The sequence below is a fragment of the Marinibaculum pumilum genome (genome assembly GCF_042646425.1).
Taxonomy (GTDB): Bacteria; Pseudomonadota; Alphaproteobacteria; order Ferrovibrionales; family Ferrovibrionaceae; genus Marinibaculum; species Marinibaculum pumilum.
The window spans coordinates 82,262-96,900 of record NZ_JBHRTR010000023.1 but is presented as its reverse complement, the minus strand read 5'-3'; the positions used below and the strand labels follow the sequence as shown (position 1 = coordinate 96,900).

Here is a 14,639-nt window from a genome sequence, read left to right as displayed (position 1 = left end):
GGGGCCATTGCCAGCGGGCCATTGACTGACGCCGGCAGCGTCGCCGGGCTGCAGGATCGGTTGCGATTGATCCCGCAGGGGCTCTTCGAGTCGGAGGACCGGCACGGACCGCGGCCCGGCCGGGGCAGTGGCGAACGGCGATGATCCGCCCTTCCAGTGGCCCAGTACACGCGGATCGGCAGCGGCATCGGGGGCGGCGTCGGAAGCGGGCCGCCGGCGATATTGATCTCTCGCCCGCAGGGTGACAAGGAGTGCGACCACGCAGACGGGCCGGCGGCCCGGCCCGCAAAGCCCAATGCCATGGCGGTTCTGATCGATGCCCCTTTTCGGCCGGCTGCATGACGACATCTTCCTGCTGTTCTCCGGCAGCAACCGGCAGCTCTATGCCTGCGTGATCGCCGCCCTGTACCGGGAGTTCTACAGCGGCAGCAGCTTCGCCAGCCCGTTCCGCCAGGACGTGCTGCTGCACATTGCCGAGACCGTGCGCGGCAATGCCGCGCTCTGGGCGGACGAAGAGGTGCTGGCCGAGCTGCCGCCGCCGGCGCGCCGGCTGGGCCGCCGCCGCATCCGGCGGCAGGCCGCAGGCAGCCAGGCCGGCGACCCGGTCGGCCAGCGCAGCAACCATGTCTATGCCCGGATGCTGGCGACCGGCTGGCTGGTGGAAGAGCCGTTCGGCTTTAACACCCAGGTCGAGATGCCGCCCGCCGCCATGGCCCTGGCGGAACAGCTGGTGGCGATCGAGGCCGGCCTGTCGCAGCTCTTCGCCGGCGTCGTGGCGGAGATCCGCACTGCGGTGCGCGCCATCCTCGACGGCGAGGAGCGGTCGCTGCTGGCCCTGCCGCGGGCGGCGGAGAGCGCGGGCGGCTTCGTCCGGCGGCTGCGCGCCATCCATGCCTCGCTGCGCGATGTCGAGCGCTCCCTGATGACCAGCGGCGACCTGGAGGCCCGGCTGCGGCATTTCATCGACGAGTTCGTCGACCGGGTGGTGATCGTCGACTTCCGCGCCGTGCTGACCAGCGACCATCCCTATCACCACCGGCACGAGATCCTGCGCAGCGTGGACGAGCTGCGCCAACACGAGCAGCGACGGCAGGAGCTCGCGCGGAAATACGTCCAGGCCAGCATCGCGCCGGACGAGGCGGAGGCCTGGCTGGCGGTGGAGGGCCATCTCGGCGAAATCGAGGGCACCTTCGCCTCGGTCGACGATTTCATGGGCCGGCTGAACGCCTTCCGCGCGCGGCTGGAGGAACGGCTACGCAACACCGTCCGCTACATGGAACGCGCCGACGACAGCTTCTCGTCGGAGGTGGCCGATCTGATCCGCCGCCTGGATGCGATCGCGGAACGGCGGGAGGCGGCCGGCCTGCCGCCGGCGGACTGGCCCTGCGCCCTGCCCCGCCACGACCGCCCCTGGGCGGCCGAGCTGGCGGCGCAGCCGCGCGCCGCGCGGGCCCCGGTCGCGCCGCAGCGCATCGCCCCGATCAGCCGCGACCCGGCGGAAGAGGTCTACCGCAGCCTCGCGCGCCGCTTCGCCCGGCTGTTCGCGCCGCGCAGCGATGCCGAAGTGGCGGCCTTCCTGGAGCGCTGCGTGCCCGCCGGCGGCGCGGTCGAGGCCAGGGTGATCCGGCTCGAGAGCCTGGAGGATTTCCTGCTGTTCGACGAGGTGCGGCGACGGCGCCATGCCGGCCCGGCGCTGCTGGACGGCCGCTTCCTGGCGGAAGAGATGCCGGGGCTGCACAGCAGCGCCTGGATCGAATGTCCGAACTTCGCCCTTCGCCGCGGCCCGGGGCCAGGCACCGACCGGCGAGAGGCGCCATGAGCATCCTGCGCGAACTGCTGGAGCTGGAGGCGGCCGGGCATGACGACCGCAAGCTGCGCCGCGCCGCCGCCGCCCTGCTCGACCGGCAGTTCCTGCACGCCGCCGACCGCGGCGCCGCGCAGCACTACCACCTGCTGGTCGACGATCGGTACTGGCGCTATTTCGAGGGTCTGTTCGACGCCATCGGCCGCCGCCTGGTCCGCAACGAGGGCGAGCAGTGGGTCGGCCTGCTGCCCGATATGGGGCTCTATCCCGACCTGGCCGGCGCCCTGCCCCGCATGCGCCAGGCGGAGACCCTGCTGCTGCTGGTCGCCGCCCTGGTCTACCAGGAGAAGATCAATGTCGGCGAGGTCGAGCAGGGCGCGGTGGTGCGCACCGATACCGGCGAGCTGTTCGACCGCTATGCCACCCTGCTGGGGCGCGAGCGGATGAAGGATTCCGAGTTCCGCGAGCTGCTCGGCGAGGTGCGCCGGCGCGGCATCGTGGCGGTCGGCGAGGCCGACGAGGAGAGCCTGGATTTCGAGGTCTTCATCCGGCCGATGATCAAGCTGGTCGTCTCCGCCGATGTGCGGGAGGCGCTGCGCCAGTTCGCCGGCGAGGAGGAGCGGATGCTGGACAAGATGGCATCCGATGCACCGCCCGAAGCAGCTCCGGGAGCCGCAACCGACCCGGAGGCGCCCTGATGTACCTGCTGAACCACCTCGTTCTGGTCAACTGGCACAATTTCGAGCCGCTGGAACTGCCCTTCTCCCGGCTCACCGCCGTGATCGGCGAGAACCGCAGCGGCAAGTCCACCCTGCTGGACGCGATCCAGGTGGCGATGCTGGGCAATCACGGCAGCTGGCGGGAGCTGAACCGCGCCGCAGGCGACGAGCGCAGCCGGCGCACCGTGCGCAGCTACTGCCTGGGCATGGTGGCGCCCGAGCAGCCGCCGCTGCGCGACAGCGCCGTGACCTGGATCGCGCTGCATTTCAAGGACGAGGAGACCGGCCACGACGTCACCTTCGGCGTCAACCTGGTCGCCAGCCTGGGCGACCCGGCGGAACGCAGCAGTCCCTTCGTCGTGAAGGGGCTGGCGCTCGGCCTGGCCGATTTCGTGGAGGAGGCGGAGGAAGACGGCGAGCGCTACCTGCTGCCGCGGGACTGGGAGAACGCCTCCGCACGCATCGCCCGACGGGTGGCGGCGCAGCCCGGCGGCGCCTTCCTCGCGCCCACCGGGCCGGAGCGCTTCATCGGCGAGTGGATGAAAGCGCTGAACGCCGGCGGCCGCAGCCCGCAGCCGTCGGTCTTCGCCAAGCCGTTCGTGAAGACCGTCGCCTATCGCCAGGTCAGCAGCGACGACCAGTTCGTGAAGCAGTTCCTGCTGCCGGAAAAGCCGATCGGCATCGCCCAGCTGCGCACCGCCATCGCCACCTACCGGGAGGTGGACCGCCATATCAAGCTGATCCGCATCGAGATCGGCCTGCTGCAGGAGGCGGCGCGCGAGGCGGAGCGTCATTTCGAGGCTCTGGCCGGCTGGTTCGCCGAGGGCTGGACGATGAGCCGCGCCGAGGCGCAGCAGGCCTGGCGCCTGTTGCGGCGCAACCGGGTCCGGATGTCCGAGAAACGCGCCGAGGCGGCCTTGGCCGCGGAAGAGCTGGAGCGCGGCGATGCGGAGCTGCGCGAGGCCGAGGCCGCGCAGCAGGACATCCAGGCGAAGATCGCGCAGAGCGCCGCCGGCCAGTTGCAGAGCATCGGCCTGCAGGAAAAGGATGCAAGCCGGGAGCGCGAGGATGCGCAGCGCGACCTCGATCTCTGGCGGCAGGACTGCGCCGCCGCGGTGCTGGCGGCGCGGTCCGGGCTGCTGGCCGGCGCTGCCGGCCTCGGCGGCCTGGCGGAGCGGCTGGCCGGGCTGGAGGCCCTGGCGGGTCCGGAAGCACTGGCTGGCGCCGATCCGGCCGATTTCCCGCGCGCGCCCGGCGCACTGCGCCGCGCCATCGACGGGATCGCCGCCGCGAAGGAGGGTGCCGCCGCCGCCGCGCATCTGGAGCGCGAGGCGCGCCGCGCCGCGGCGGCGATGGAGCAGGCGCAGGCGGGCTACGACCAGGGACGGGAGATGCTGCAGCGGCTGCGCGGCGGCCAGGCGCCGATCGGCGGCGAGACCGCCGCCTTCATGCAGGCGCTGCAGGACGAGGGGCTGGCGCCGCAGGTGCTCTGCGCCCTCGTCTCCGTCACCGACGAGAGCTGGCGCGACGCCGCGGAGGCGCTGCTGGGGGCCGAGCGCGAAGCGATCATCCTGCCGCCAGCGCAGGTGGAGCCGGCGATCCGCTTCTGGCGCCGCCAGGGCGAGCGCTTCCGCCGCTGCCGGGTGGCGCGCACAGACAAGGTCACGGTCCCGCAAGGTGCCCCCGCAGCCGGCAGCATGGCGGCGATCGTCACCTCCGACGACCCGCTAGTCGCGGGCTATCTGCGCCGCCGCATCGGCGAGGTGCGGCTGGCCGACACGGTCGAGGCGCTGCGCGCGCCCGGCCGGGCGATCATGCGCGACTGCTACTACGACGATGGCTTGAGCGTGCGCCGGCTGGGTTTCCGCGGCCCGCCGCTGCTGGGGCGCGAGGTCGGCGCCGCCGCCGAGCGCCATCTGGCGGCGGAGATGGAGCGCCTGCAGGCCGAGGTGCAGCGCGCTTCCGCCGAGATCCGGCAGCGCCAGGCCGCCGCCGACGCGCTGCGCCGCCTGCTGGAGGCCGGCGCCGGCGGCCGCCGGCCGGTCGATCATCTGGACGAGGCACGCGGCCTGGCCGAGGCGCGGCTGGAGGCTCTGGCCGCGCAGCGGCGCAAGATCGAGGGCAGCATCGCGCCGGACTGGCAGGCCGAGGCCGAGGCCCTCGCCGCCCGCATCGCCGCGCTGCGGGAAGAGCGCGATGCGGCGCTGGCCACGAAGCTGAAGGCGGAGAACGATGCCGCCGCCGCGCAGGCGGAGCTGGACCGCGGCGAGGACTATCCCGGCTCCCGGCTCTGCTATCGCTACCGGCTGGAGCAGCTGAAGCAGGCGGAGCGCAACATCCCCGCCGGCGCCGGCCTGCGCCTGCCCGGCCGGCCGCAGATGCGCCGGCAGTTCCGCGAGCGGCTGTCCCGCCTGCACGACGAGCCGAAGGTGCTGGCGCACGAGGCGCAGCAGCGCCGGGGACAGCGCGAAGCCATTGCCAATGCCGCCCGCGATGCGTTCTGGAGCCGGGTCGACGAGTATCGCCGCCGGATCGCGACCCCGCAGGCCGAGGAGCTGCAGAGCGCGCGCCTGTCGGTGGCGGCGGCGGACGAGCGCATCCGCGCCCGCATCGGCCATCTGGAAGGCCATGCGCTGCTGGAATTCGAGAGCCAGATGGAGCGCGCCGCGCGGGAGATGAGCAAGGTCTTCCAGACCGAGTTCGTGGCCGCCGTGCGCGACCGGATGGAGATCGTCCGGCAAGAGATCGACCGCATCAACGCGATCCTCCGGCCGCGCAGCTTCCACCAGGAACGCTATCGCTTCCGCCAGCGGGTGGCCGCCGAATACGAGGGCGTGATTCAGCTGGCGGAGCGGGCGGCGGAGGATCCGGACGGCCTGATGTCGCTGTTCGACGACCGCAGGCAGGAGGGCGACCGCCTGACCCCGGCGGTGGAGAGCGTGAAGCGGCTGCTGCTGTCGGAGGAGGTCGACGCCGCCGGCTTCGAGGATTATCGCAACTACTGGGTGTTCTGGCTCGAAAGCGCGCAGGTCGACACCGACCGCTGGGTCTCCTTCCAGGCGCGAAAGGGCACCGGTTCCGGCGCGGAAAGCCAGACCCCGTTCTACATCGCCATGGGCGCGGCGCTGGCCGCCGCCTATCGCGGCGCCCGGGCGCCGCGCAGCGGCGGCGCCGGCCTGGCCCTGTTCGACGAGGCCTTCTCCAAGATGGACCCCAACAACCAGCGCCGCATGCTCGACTTCTTCACCGCCATCGGCCTGCAGCCGGTGGTCGCGGCGCCGCTGAGCGGCCAGACCGCGCTGGTCTCCCGCATGGACCGGATCCACGAGGTCTGGCGCAGCGGCGACCGGGCGCAGGTGGAAAGCTATGCCCCCGGCCCGGAGCTGCGGGCGGCGGTGGAGCGCGAGGACCCCTCCACCCTGACCCGCGAACAGCTGCTGGCGATCGCCGAGAGGACAGCCGATGCGCCGGGTTCTGCGTCGACTTCTGTTTCGGGCGAAAGCAGCCGGGCGGCGGAATGAGCGTCCCGCGCTTTGCCGATGCCGGGGCTTTGCTGTCCTGGATGCTGGACGTGGTCGAGAGCCAGCCCGACCGCAAGGCGGCAATCATCGCGCATCCCGCCTATGAGGCGATGCCCAGCCATGCCGCCCACCGACCGTTCGAAAATGCGCTGGACGCTGCCGCGGCGGCCGGCGCCGTTACCGTAGAACGTGGCCGCGGGCCCTTCGACCGGCACGAGGTTGCCCGCGTCCGGCTGATCGATCCGGCCAGGCTCTACCGCCATCTCGGCCGGGAGCCGGCGGCCGACCGCGCGGCCCGGGCGGTAGGAGCCCTGCGCAGCCTGGTCGAGGACCGGGAGGCGACTATCGCCGCGATCCCGAACGAACTGGCCACCGGCTGGGCTCGACGCGAGGCGCCGTACGGCATCGCGCCCTTCGACCTCGACACCGCCGGCAGCTTCCTGCGCCTGCTCCGCGGCTGGGTCGACGGGCTGCACCAGGATGTCGACCAGCGCACCTTCTGCCGCCGCGCGGCCGGCGACAGCAAGGCGCTGGAACGCAAGGGGCAGGCCGGCCGGGTGGCGCAGGTCCTGGCCACCCTCAACGGCCTGGAGGGCGCCGACCCGACCGCCCTGCTGGAGGAGCTGGGCATCCGCAAGTTCCCCGCACCGATCTGCCTGCGCGGGCCGGTGGCGGTGACCATGGCGGGCGGCCCGGTCGACCTGTCGGCGCTGCGCCCCTATGCGGCCCTGGCGCCGGAGCAGGTGGCGGCCCTGACCTGCACCACCGCCCCCGCCTATCTGCTGTCGATCGAGAATTTCGCGAGCTTCAACCGCCATGCGCGCGAGATCGCGGATGACGGCCTGATCCTCTATTCCGGCGGCTTCCCGTCGCGCGCCGTGCAGGCGCTGGTGGCGCGGCTGGACGCGGCCCTGCCGCCGACGGTGCCGTTCTTCCACTGGGGCGATATCGACCCCTGGGGCCTGCGGATCTTCCGCTGCCTGGAAGATGTGCTGGCACGGCCGCTGCAGCCGCACCTGATGGACCGTGCCACCGCCGGCCGCGGCACCCCCGCAGCCGCCGCCGCGGGCCTGCAGGCCCTGGCGGACAGCGACAGCGCCATTGCCGGGCTCGCCGCCTTCCTGGCCTCGGACACGGCACGGCATCTGGAGCAGGAGGAGATCGACCCGGCGCCGCCGGACCTCGCCCCTGCACCGGCGGAAGCCGATGCGGCGGCGCCGTAGCGGCGCACGGGACCACGAACGGGAGGGACGGGAATGGCCTTCGACACCGGCACGGCGAAGCTGAAATTCGAGACCGACGGCCCGGTCGCCATCGTCACCATCGACCGGCCGGAGGTCCGCAACGCACTGGACAACGAGGCGGCGGACGCCCTGACCCGGGCCCTGCGCGCCTTCGACGCCGACGAGGGGCTGCGCGCCTGCGTGCTGACCGGGGCCGGCGGGCATTTCTGTGCCGGCGCCGACCTGAAGGCGCTGGCTGCCGGCCAGCAGTACCGCGCCTGGGCGGGCGATCCGGACGGCCCCTGCCACGACATCCTGTCGAAGCCGGTGATCGCGGCGGTGGCCGGCTATGCCTGTGCCGGCGGGCTCGGCGTGGCGCTGCGCTGCGACCTGCGGGTGGCGGAGGAAGGCGCCACCTTCGCGGTGTTGTCGCGGCGCTGGGGCGTGCCGATGAGCGACGGCACGACGGTCCGCCTGCCGCGGCTGGTCGGCACGGGGCGTGCGCTCGACATGCTGCTGACCGCGCGCAAGGTCGGCGCGGCGGAAGCGGTGGCGATCGGACTCGTCGACCGGCTGGTGCCGCCCGGCCAGGCGCTGGCCGCGGCCGTGGCGTTGGCGCATGAAATCGCCGCCTTCCCGCAGATCGCCATGCGGTCGGACCGGCAGTCCGCGATCCGGCAATGGGACCTCTCCCTGCCCGACGCCTTCGCGCAGGAGATGGACCTGGCGGCGGCGGCGAAGCGCCTGGAGGCGCAGGCCGGCGCGGCACGCTTCGCCGCCGGCGCCGGCCGCCATGGCGCCGCCGCCAACGACCCGGACCCCGACTGATGCGTGCGGTCCGCGCCCGCAGCTTCGGCGGCATCGACGCGCTGGCGCTGGAGGAGGTGCCGCCGCCGGCGATGCTGCCGGGCGGGGTGCGGATCGCGGTGCAGGCGGCGGGGGTCAGCTTTGCCAACCTGCTGGTGCTCGAGGGCCGGCACCAGAACCGCCCGGACCTGCCCTTCACCCCGGGGACGGAGATTGCCGGCATCGTCACCGAGCTGTCCGGCGAAGGCGGTCACGGCCTGCAGCCGGGCGACCGGGTCTGCGCCGGCCTGCCCTCCGGCGGCTTCGCGGCGGAGGCCGTCGCCGCCGCCGGCAATGTCTTCCGCATTCCCGCCGGGCTCGGCTTCGCCGCCGCGACCCATTTCCCGACGATCTATGCCACGGCGCATTGCGCGCTGGCCTGGCGCGCACAACTGCAGCCGGGGGAGACACTGCTGGTGCACGGCGCGGCGGGCGCCAGCGGCCTGGCGGCGGTTGAGATCGGCGCGGCCCTGGGCGCGCGCGTGATCGCCACCGCGGGCAGCCCGGACAAGGCTGCCGCCGCCCGCGCCCATGGCGCCGCCGCCGTGATCGACCATCGCGCCGGCCCGATCCGGGAGGCGGTGCTCGACCTGACCGGCGGCAGCGGCGTGGATATCGTCTTCGACCCGGTCGGCGGCGACCTGTTCGACCAGTCCCTGCGCTGCGTCGCGCCTTTGGCCCGGATCCTGACCATCGGCTATGCCTCCGGCCGGATCCCGCAGGTCCCGGCCAACATCCTGCTGGTGAAGAACCTGAGCCTGATCGGCCTCTACTGGGGCTATTACATGGCCTGGGGAAAGACCCAGGCCCCGCCCGCCCTGCGCGCCCGGGTCCGCACCCTGTTCGACGAGCTGTTCGCGCTGTTCGAGCAGGGCCGCCTGCACCCCGTGATCGACCGCGAGCTGCCGCTGGCGCAGTTCGCGGACGCCCTGCGCCGGGTGCAGGACCGCAAGGTGATCGGCAAGGTGGTGCTGCTGCCCTGAGGGCGGGGCAAAGAAACCGACAACGGCATTGTCCAGCCGAGCGGCTTCGGGTTCAATCGCCGGGCGACTGCCAGGGATCAAGCACGGCAACGCCCATCGGGTCGAAATCGACGCGATTGCGCGTGACGACCGTCAGGCCATGGACCAGGGCCGTGGCGGCGATCATCGCGTCACGTTCGGGCCGCCGGTCCGGCACATGAAGGGCTGCACAGCGCCGGGCGATGGCGAGGTCAAAAGGCAGGACCCGCCGCGCGAACGGAGCCAACACCCGTTCTTCCAGCCAGGTCCGCAGCCGCGCGCCCTGCCGCGCATCGCGCCGCTCCATGAGCTGAACGCCGAGTTCGAGTTCGTAGACAGTCACCACAGACAGGAACAGCTCGTCCTCGCGCACGGCTTCTGCCCATGACCGGACATGGGCATCGCCACGCCGGCGATTGCGCAGTTCGGACCAGACATTGGTATCCAGCAGATAGCTCAATCGAATTCAGCCGGACGGGAGAAACTGTCGTCCATGCGTGGCGGCTCGAAATCGATCTCGTCGTCCTCGTCCTGCGCGACAATCTCAAGCAGGCTGCGCTGCCCGCCGACCAGCTTCTGATAATCGCCATAGCTCAGCAGGACATGCGCCGGTCGGCCACGATCTGTGATGATGACGGGCCCTTTCTCGGCCGCCTTCTTCGCGCCACCGGCGTCCTGGTTGAACCTTCGGCTGGAAATCGTCGTGATGCTCATCCATGTCTCCACCGCTGATTGCAAAAGCGGGCGAAGGCCGGAATATAGAAAAATAGCAACGTGTCTACAAGATAGGGCGTCCGATCAGGCCGAGGACGGCGGTGCCGCCCGACATGGCGCCGGCAGGGCTGACCCGGGTTGGCTATATGGCCATCTATCTGGTCAGGAGCGCTGCACGCGGCGTGCCGGTGCGGCTGCTGGCGTGCGGCCGGGACCGCCCTCTCAGCCGGCACGCCAATCCTCCAGGGCCAGCCCCGGCACCCGGGTGAATTCCGCATGATTGGCGGTGACCAGGACCGCCCCGCGGCGACGTGCCTGCGCCGCAATCAGCAGGTCATAGGGGTCGATCGGGGTTCCGACGGCCTTGAGTGCCGCACGCATGCCGCCGGCTTCGGCCGCGTCCTCCGGCGCGAAGGGCAGGATCTCCAGCGGCGCCTGCAGGAAGATCGCCAGCCGTTCGGCATTCTCCCGTCTGCGTCCGGAATTGGCGACGCCATAGTGCACTTCGAAAAGGACGATCGAGGACAGGGCAAGCTCCCCCGTCCCCATTTCCCCGGCAAACCGCTCGACGACCCGGGCCGTGGCCTGTTTCAGGACGGCGATAACGACGTTCGTGTCCAGGCAGATCATGGATCGAGAGCAGCATCGTCGTCGTCGGCCGGCATCTCCGGCTGCTCGCGCCCCTCGTCCATGAAGGGCACGTCCCGGTAGGCGGCAAGCGCAGCCAGCCAGGCATCGGCATCGAACTCCAGCGGCTCCAGGATCACCCCCTGCCCGAACCGCCGTACCCGCACCTCGCGCCCCGGCAGGCGGAACGCCTTGGGCAGCCGCACCGCCTGGCTGCCGCCATGCCTGAACAGCTTCGCATTCTCGGAACCCGAAATGGCAGACCCGATCCAAAAGTAGATACTACTAATATCTACTCCCTCGCGGGGTTCGCAAGACGCACCGCCGCCAGGCGAGCGACCACCACCTCACTCCCACTCGATCGTCCCCGGCGGCTTCGAGGTGATGTCGTAGGTCACCCGGTTGATGCCGCGGACCTCGTTGATGATGCGGGTGGCCATGCGGCCCAGCAGGGCGTGGTCGAAGGGGAAGACGTCGGCGGTCATGCCGTCGGTGGAGGTCACGGCGCGCAGCGCGCAGGCATGGTCGTAGGTGCGGGCATCGCCCATCACGCCGACGGTGCGCACCGGCAGCAGCACCGCGAAGGCCTGCCAGATGGCGTCATAGAGGCCGGCATTGCGGATCTCCTCCAGGTAGATTGCGTCGACCTTGCGCAGCAGGTCGCATTTCTCCTTCGTGATCTCGCCGGGAATGCGGATCGCCAGGCCGGGGCCCGGAAAGGGGTGGCGGCCGACCAGGCGCTCCGGCAGGCCGAGCTCGCGGCCCAGGTCGCGGACCTCGTCCTTGAAGAGCTCGCGCAGGGGTTCGACGAGCTTCATGTTCATGCGCTCGGGCAGGCCGCCGACATTGTGGTGCGACTTGATCGTCACGCTGGGGCCGCCGTGGAAGGACACGCTCTCGATCACGTCGGGATAGAGGGTGCCCTGCGCCAGGAAGTCGGCGCCGCCGACGGCTTTCGCCTCCGCCTCGAAGACGTCGATGAACAGCCGGCCGATGGTCTTGCGCTTGGCTTCCGGGTCGGTCACCCCGGCCAGCTCGCCCAGGAACAGGCCGGACGCGTCGCGGTGCACCAGCGGGATGTTGTAATGGTCGCGGAACAGGGTCACGACCTCGTCGGCCTCCCCCGCCCGCATCAGGCCATGGTCGACGAAGACGCAGGTCAGCTGGTCGCCGATCGCCTCGTGGATCAGCACCGCGGCGACGGAGGAGTCCACGCCGCCGGACAGGCCGCAGATCACCCGCCCCTGCCCAACCTGGGCGCGGATGCCGGCGATCGCCTGGGCGCGGAACGCCGCCATCGTCCAGTCGCCGGCACAGCCGCAGACATTGCGCACGAAGTTGCGCAAGAGCGCGCCGCCATGCGGGGTATGGCTGACCTCCGGGTGGAACTGCACGCCGTAATAGCCGCGCGCCTCGTCGCAGATCGCGGCGAAGGGCGCGCCGTCGCTGACGCCGACGGCGCGGAAGCCGGGCGGCAGCCGGTCGACATGGTCGCCATGGCTCATCCAGACCTGTTCCCGTGCGCCCGGCGCCCAGACGCCGCCGAACAGCGGGCAATCGTCGGTGACCTCGACGAAGGCGCGGCCGAACTCGCGATGCTCCGGCGCGGTGACCGAGCCGCCGAGCTGCGCGCACATCGCCTGCTGGCCGTAGCAGATGCCCAGCAGCGGCACCTGGGCCGCGAACACCGCCTCGTCGATACGCGGGGTGCCGGCCTCCGCCACCGAGGCGGGACCGCCGGACAGGATGATCCCCTTCGGCGCCAGCCGGGCCAGCGCCTCGGCCGCCTTGTTGAACGGCGCGATCTCGCAATAGACCCCGGCCTCCCGCACCCGGCGGGCGATCAGCTGGGTGTACTGGGCGCCGAAATCGACGATCAGGATGGTGTCGTGCCCGGCGGCGACCGGGTCGACGGCGAAAGTCTCGGGGGTGGGGGCGCTGTCGGTCATGGCGACCGTATAGGGCCGCCGGCCGGGCGGCTGCAAGCGGCGCGTGGCGGTGCAAACGGGATGCGGACCGGAGGCCCGCCGCAGCCGGCTGCGAGGACGGGACTCGCGGGCGTCCGGGTCGTCCCATGGCCTGGCCATGGGGTCCATGCCACCGGCGCCGCCGCATGGTTGGCGGAATGGGTCCCCGGGTCAGGCCCGGGGACGACGCGGATCGGGGATCAGCTATTCTTCGCCTTGTAGGCGGCCACCGCCTCCTTCAGGGCGGTATATTCGGCGCAGCCGAACAGGCAGAGCTCGTCGAGCTTCGACAGATGCTCTTCCGCCTTGGCCAGGTTGCCGGTCTGCAGATAGGCCTCGCCGACATATTCGTGCGCGCCCTTGTGGTCCGGGTCGATCTTCAGCGCCTGGCCATAGGCGGCGAATGCGGCGTCGTAATTGCCCAGGTTGCGCTGCGCATAGCCCAGATAGTTGAAGGCGTCGGCGGAATTGGGCTCGCGCCGGACATAGGCGGTCAGCGCGTCGATCGCCGCCTGCCAGTCCTTCATCTCGATCGCCTTCTGGCCCGCCGTGAAGTCGGGGTCGGCGGCCATCGCCTGCCCGCCGGAAGAGCTGTTGTTGTCGTTGCCCATGGCCGAGGCCGGCGCCGGAGCCATGCCCTGGCCGAACAGCAGCGCCAGGGCAAAGGCGAGCGAGAGGCCGAGCACGGCGAAGGCGCGTCGCGCCGACGGTGCGGCGACGGGACGGCGGGACGGGATGGGCGGCTGGCGCATGATGGGCTCCCTGGCAGAGGCGGATCGCGGCCGGTGGGTGTGCCGGCCGGCGACGGACGGATTATAGATGCCAGATGCATCCTGTCTGCCCGCCGTCCAGGGCAGGATCTTCACAGCTGCGCCAGCGCCGCTGCCGCTACCCCCTGCGGGCCAGCCGGGCGACGTAGAAACCGTCCGTGTCGTCGCGATGCGGCGACAGGACCCTGCCGGGACCGGCGGCGGCACCGGCCCGCGATGTTTCCGGCAGCGCTGCGAAGTCGGGATGGGCCGCCAGGAAGGGCCGGACCCTGTCCTCCCCCTCCTCCGGCAGCAGGGAGCAGGTGGCATAGACCAGCATGCCGCCCGGGGCGACCAGACCGGCGGCGCGCTCCAGCAGATCCGCCTGCACCGCCTGCAGCTCCGCCAGCCGCGCCGGGGTCAGGCGCCAGCGATCCTCCGGCGCGCGGCGCCAGGTGCCGGTGCCCGAGCAGGGCGCGTCGACCAGCACCCGGTCGCAGGCGCCGGCCAGCTCCTCCGGCGGCGGCCAGGGCAGGAACCCGATCTCCGCGCCGGCCTGTGCCGCACGGGGACGCAGCCGGTCCAGCCGGTCGGCGGCGATGTCGGTCGCCAGCAGTCGGCCGCCCTGCCTATCCTTGCCCTGCCCTTCCCCAACGGCATGCAGCTCTGCCGCGATGGCCAGGATCTTGCCGCCGGCGCCGGCACAGAGGTCCAGGACGGTCATGCCCGGCCGGGCGTCGACCAGATGGGCGACCAGCTGCGAGGCCGCGTCCTGCGGCACCAGGCTGCCGTCGCGCAGCAGCGGATGGTCGCGCAAGGGACCGCCGGTCGCGGCCTCCGGCAGGCGGATGCCCTGCGGGGCGAGCGGTGCCGGTTCCGCGGCCAGCCCCTCCGCCCGCAGGCGCGCCAGCATCGGCGCCCGCCCGCCGCGGCCGGCATGGGCGCGCAGGTCGAGCGGTGCGCGGCCGTTGAGGGCGGCCAGCGCAGCGCCGGCATCCGCACCGAAGCGCCGCCGGAAGCTGTCCTCCAGGAAGGCGGGAATGTTGGCGGCGGCCCAGAACGGCATGGCTTCGTCATGGCGGCCGGCCTCGAGATCCGCCAGCGCCTGGCGCTCGGCATCGGTCAGCGGCGGCGGCGCATGGCGGCCGCTGCCGCAGAAGGCTTCCAGTTCGGCTGCCATATGCCCGGCGGCAGCGAACGGAATCAGCCGGTCGCCCGGACCGGTGGCCTCCGCCGCCGGGCCGTAGAGCCGCCAGGCCAGGCGGGCGCGGTCGCGCAGGGCGGCATAGACGATCTCGCGGATCCGCCGCCGGTCGCCGGAGCCGGCATAGCGGTTCGCCCGCCCCCAGTCGTGCAGGATGCGGTCGACCGGGCGGTCGCCCGCCATCGCCGCCGCGAACAGGTCGGCAGCGGCAGCGAGGCGGGCTCCGGGAGTCACTTGGCCGAGGTCACGAGAGCATCGGGCGGC

The 14,639-nt window shown here is 72.1% G+C and carries 13 protein-coding genes; 6 read left to right on the top strand and 7 right to left on the bottom strand.

Annotation, left to right across the window (positions count from 1 at the left end):
* Positions 1 to 316: 316 nt before the first annotated feature.
* Genes ACFOGJ_RS09505 through ACFOGJ_RS09480 form a run of 6 tightly spaced genes read left to right on the top strand, consistent with a single transcriptional unit; the run spans position 317 to position 9,096 of the window.
* Positions 317 to 1,819, top strand: coding sequence for a Wadjet anti-phage system protein JetA family protein (locus tag ACFOGJ_RS09505; protein WP_379899635.1), 1,503 nt, complete (start codon positions 317 to 319; stop codon positions 1,817 to 1,819).
* The gene (locus ACFOGJ_RS09500; RefSeq protein ID WP_379899634.1) at positions 1,816 to 2,502 is read left to right on the top strand and encodes a DUF4194 domain-containing protein; all 687 of its coding nucleotides are present in this window, start codon (positions 1,816 to 1,818) and stop codon (positions 2,500 to 2,502) included. Before ACFOGJ_RS09505 ends, ACFOGJ_RS09500 begins: the two co-directional genes overlap by 4 nt.
* The gene (locus ACFOGJ_RS09495; RefSeq protein WP_379899633.1) at positions 2,502 to 6,044 is read left to right on the top strand and encodes an SbcC/MukB-like Walker B domain-containing protein; all 3,543 of its coding nucleotides are present in this window, start codon (positions 2,502 to 2,504) and stop codon (positions 6,042 to 6,044) included. Before ACFOGJ_RS09500 ends, ACFOGJ_RS09495 begins: the two co-directional genes overlap by 1 nt.
* Positions 6,041 to 7,267 carry a Wadjet anti-phage system protein JetD domain-containing protein gene (locus ACFOGJ_RS09490; protein ID WP_379899632.1) on the top strand — a complete coding sequence of 409 codons (1,227 nt, stop codon included), beginning with the start codon at positions 6,041 to 6,043 and terminating at the stop codon, positions 7,265 to 7,267. The genes ACFOGJ_RS09495 and ACFOGJ_RS09490 overlap by 4 nt, the downstream gene beginning before the upstream one ends.
* A gap of 33 nt (positions 7,268 to 7,300) precedes the next feature.
* Positions 7,301 to 8,095 (top strand): crotonase/enoyl-CoA hydratase family protein, encoded by a 795-nt coding sequence (locus ACFOGJ_RS09485; protein WP_379899631.1) that lies wholly within the window; start codon positions 7,301 to 7,303, stop codon positions 8,093 to 8,095.
* Positions 8,095 to 9,096 carry an NADPH:quinone oxidoreductase family protein gene (locus ACFOGJ_RS09480; RefSeq protein ID WP_379899630.1) on the top strand — a complete coding sequence of 334 codons (1,002 nt, stop codon included), beginning with the start codon at positions 8,095 to 8,097 and terminating at the stop codon, positions 9,094 to 9,096. The genes ACFOGJ_RS09485 and ACFOGJ_RS09480 overlap by 1 nt, the downstream gene beginning before the upstream one ends.
* A gap of 52 nt (positions 9,097 to 9,148) precedes the next feature.
* Here the strand turns inward: ACFOGJ_RS09480 and ACFOGJ_RS09475 are convergent, their stop codons facing one another.
* The 7 genes from ACFOGJ_RS09475 to ACFOGJ_RS09445 form a co-directional block, all read right to left on the bottom strand.
* Positions 9,149 to 9,574, bottom strand: coding sequence for a type II toxin-antitoxin system VapC family toxin (locus ACFOGJ_RS09475; RefSeq protein WP_379899629.1), 426 nt, complete (start codon positions 9,572 to 9,574; stop codon positions 9,149 to 9,151).
* Positions 9,571 to 9,828, bottom strand: coding sequence for a type II toxin-antitoxin system Phd/YefM family antitoxin (locus tag ACFOGJ_RS09470; protein WP_379899628.1), 258 nt, complete (start codon positions 9,826 to 9,828; stop codon positions 9,571 to 9,573). Before ACFOGJ_RS09470 ends, ACFOGJ_RS09475 begins: the two co-directional genes overlap by 4 nt.
* Positions 9,829 to 10,050: 222 nt before the next feature.
* The gene (locus ACFOGJ_RS09465) at positions 10,051 to 10,458 is read right to left on the bottom strand and encodes a type II toxin-antitoxin system VapC family toxin (protein WP_379899627.1); all 408 of its coding nucleotides are present in this window, start codon (positions 10,456 to 10,458) and stop codon (positions 10,051 to 10,053) included.
* Positions 10,455 to 10,661: an AbrB/MazE/SpoVT family DNA-binding domain-containing protein gene (locus ACFOGJ_RS09460; protein ID WP_379899626.1), complete on the bottom strand. Its 207-nt coding sequence runs from the start codon at positions 10,659 to 10,661 to the stop codon at positions 10,455 to 10,457. Before ACFOGJ_RS09460 ends, ACFOGJ_RS09465 begins: the two co-directional genes overlap by 4 nt.
* A gap of 141 nt (positions 10,662 to 10,802) precedes the next feature.
* On the bottom strand, positions 10,803 to 12,404 hold the full coding sequence (guaA, locus tag ACFOGJ_RS09455) for a glutamine-hydrolyzing GMP synthase (protein WP_379899624.1): 1,602 nt from the start codon (positions 12,402 to 12,404) through the stop codon (positions 10,803 to 10,805).
* A 218-nt stretch (positions 12,405 to 12,622) separates the two neighbouring features.
* Positions 12,623 to 13,174 (bottom strand): tetratricopeptide repeat protein, encoded by a 552-nt coding sequence (locus ACFOGJ_RS09450; RefSeq protein ID WP_379899622.1) that lies wholly within the window; start codon positions 13,172 to 13,174, stop codon positions 12,623 to 12,625.
* A 136-nt stretch (positions 13,175 to 13,310) separates the two neighbouring features.
* Positions 13,311 to 14,609: an RsmB/NOP family class I SAM-dependent RNA methyltransferase gene (locus ACFOGJ_RS09445; protein WP_379899621.1), complete on the bottom strand. Its 1,299-nt coding sequence runs from the start codon at positions 14,607 to 14,609 to the stop codon at positions 13,311 to 13,313.
* Positions 14,610 to 14,639 lie beyond the last annotated feature (30 nt).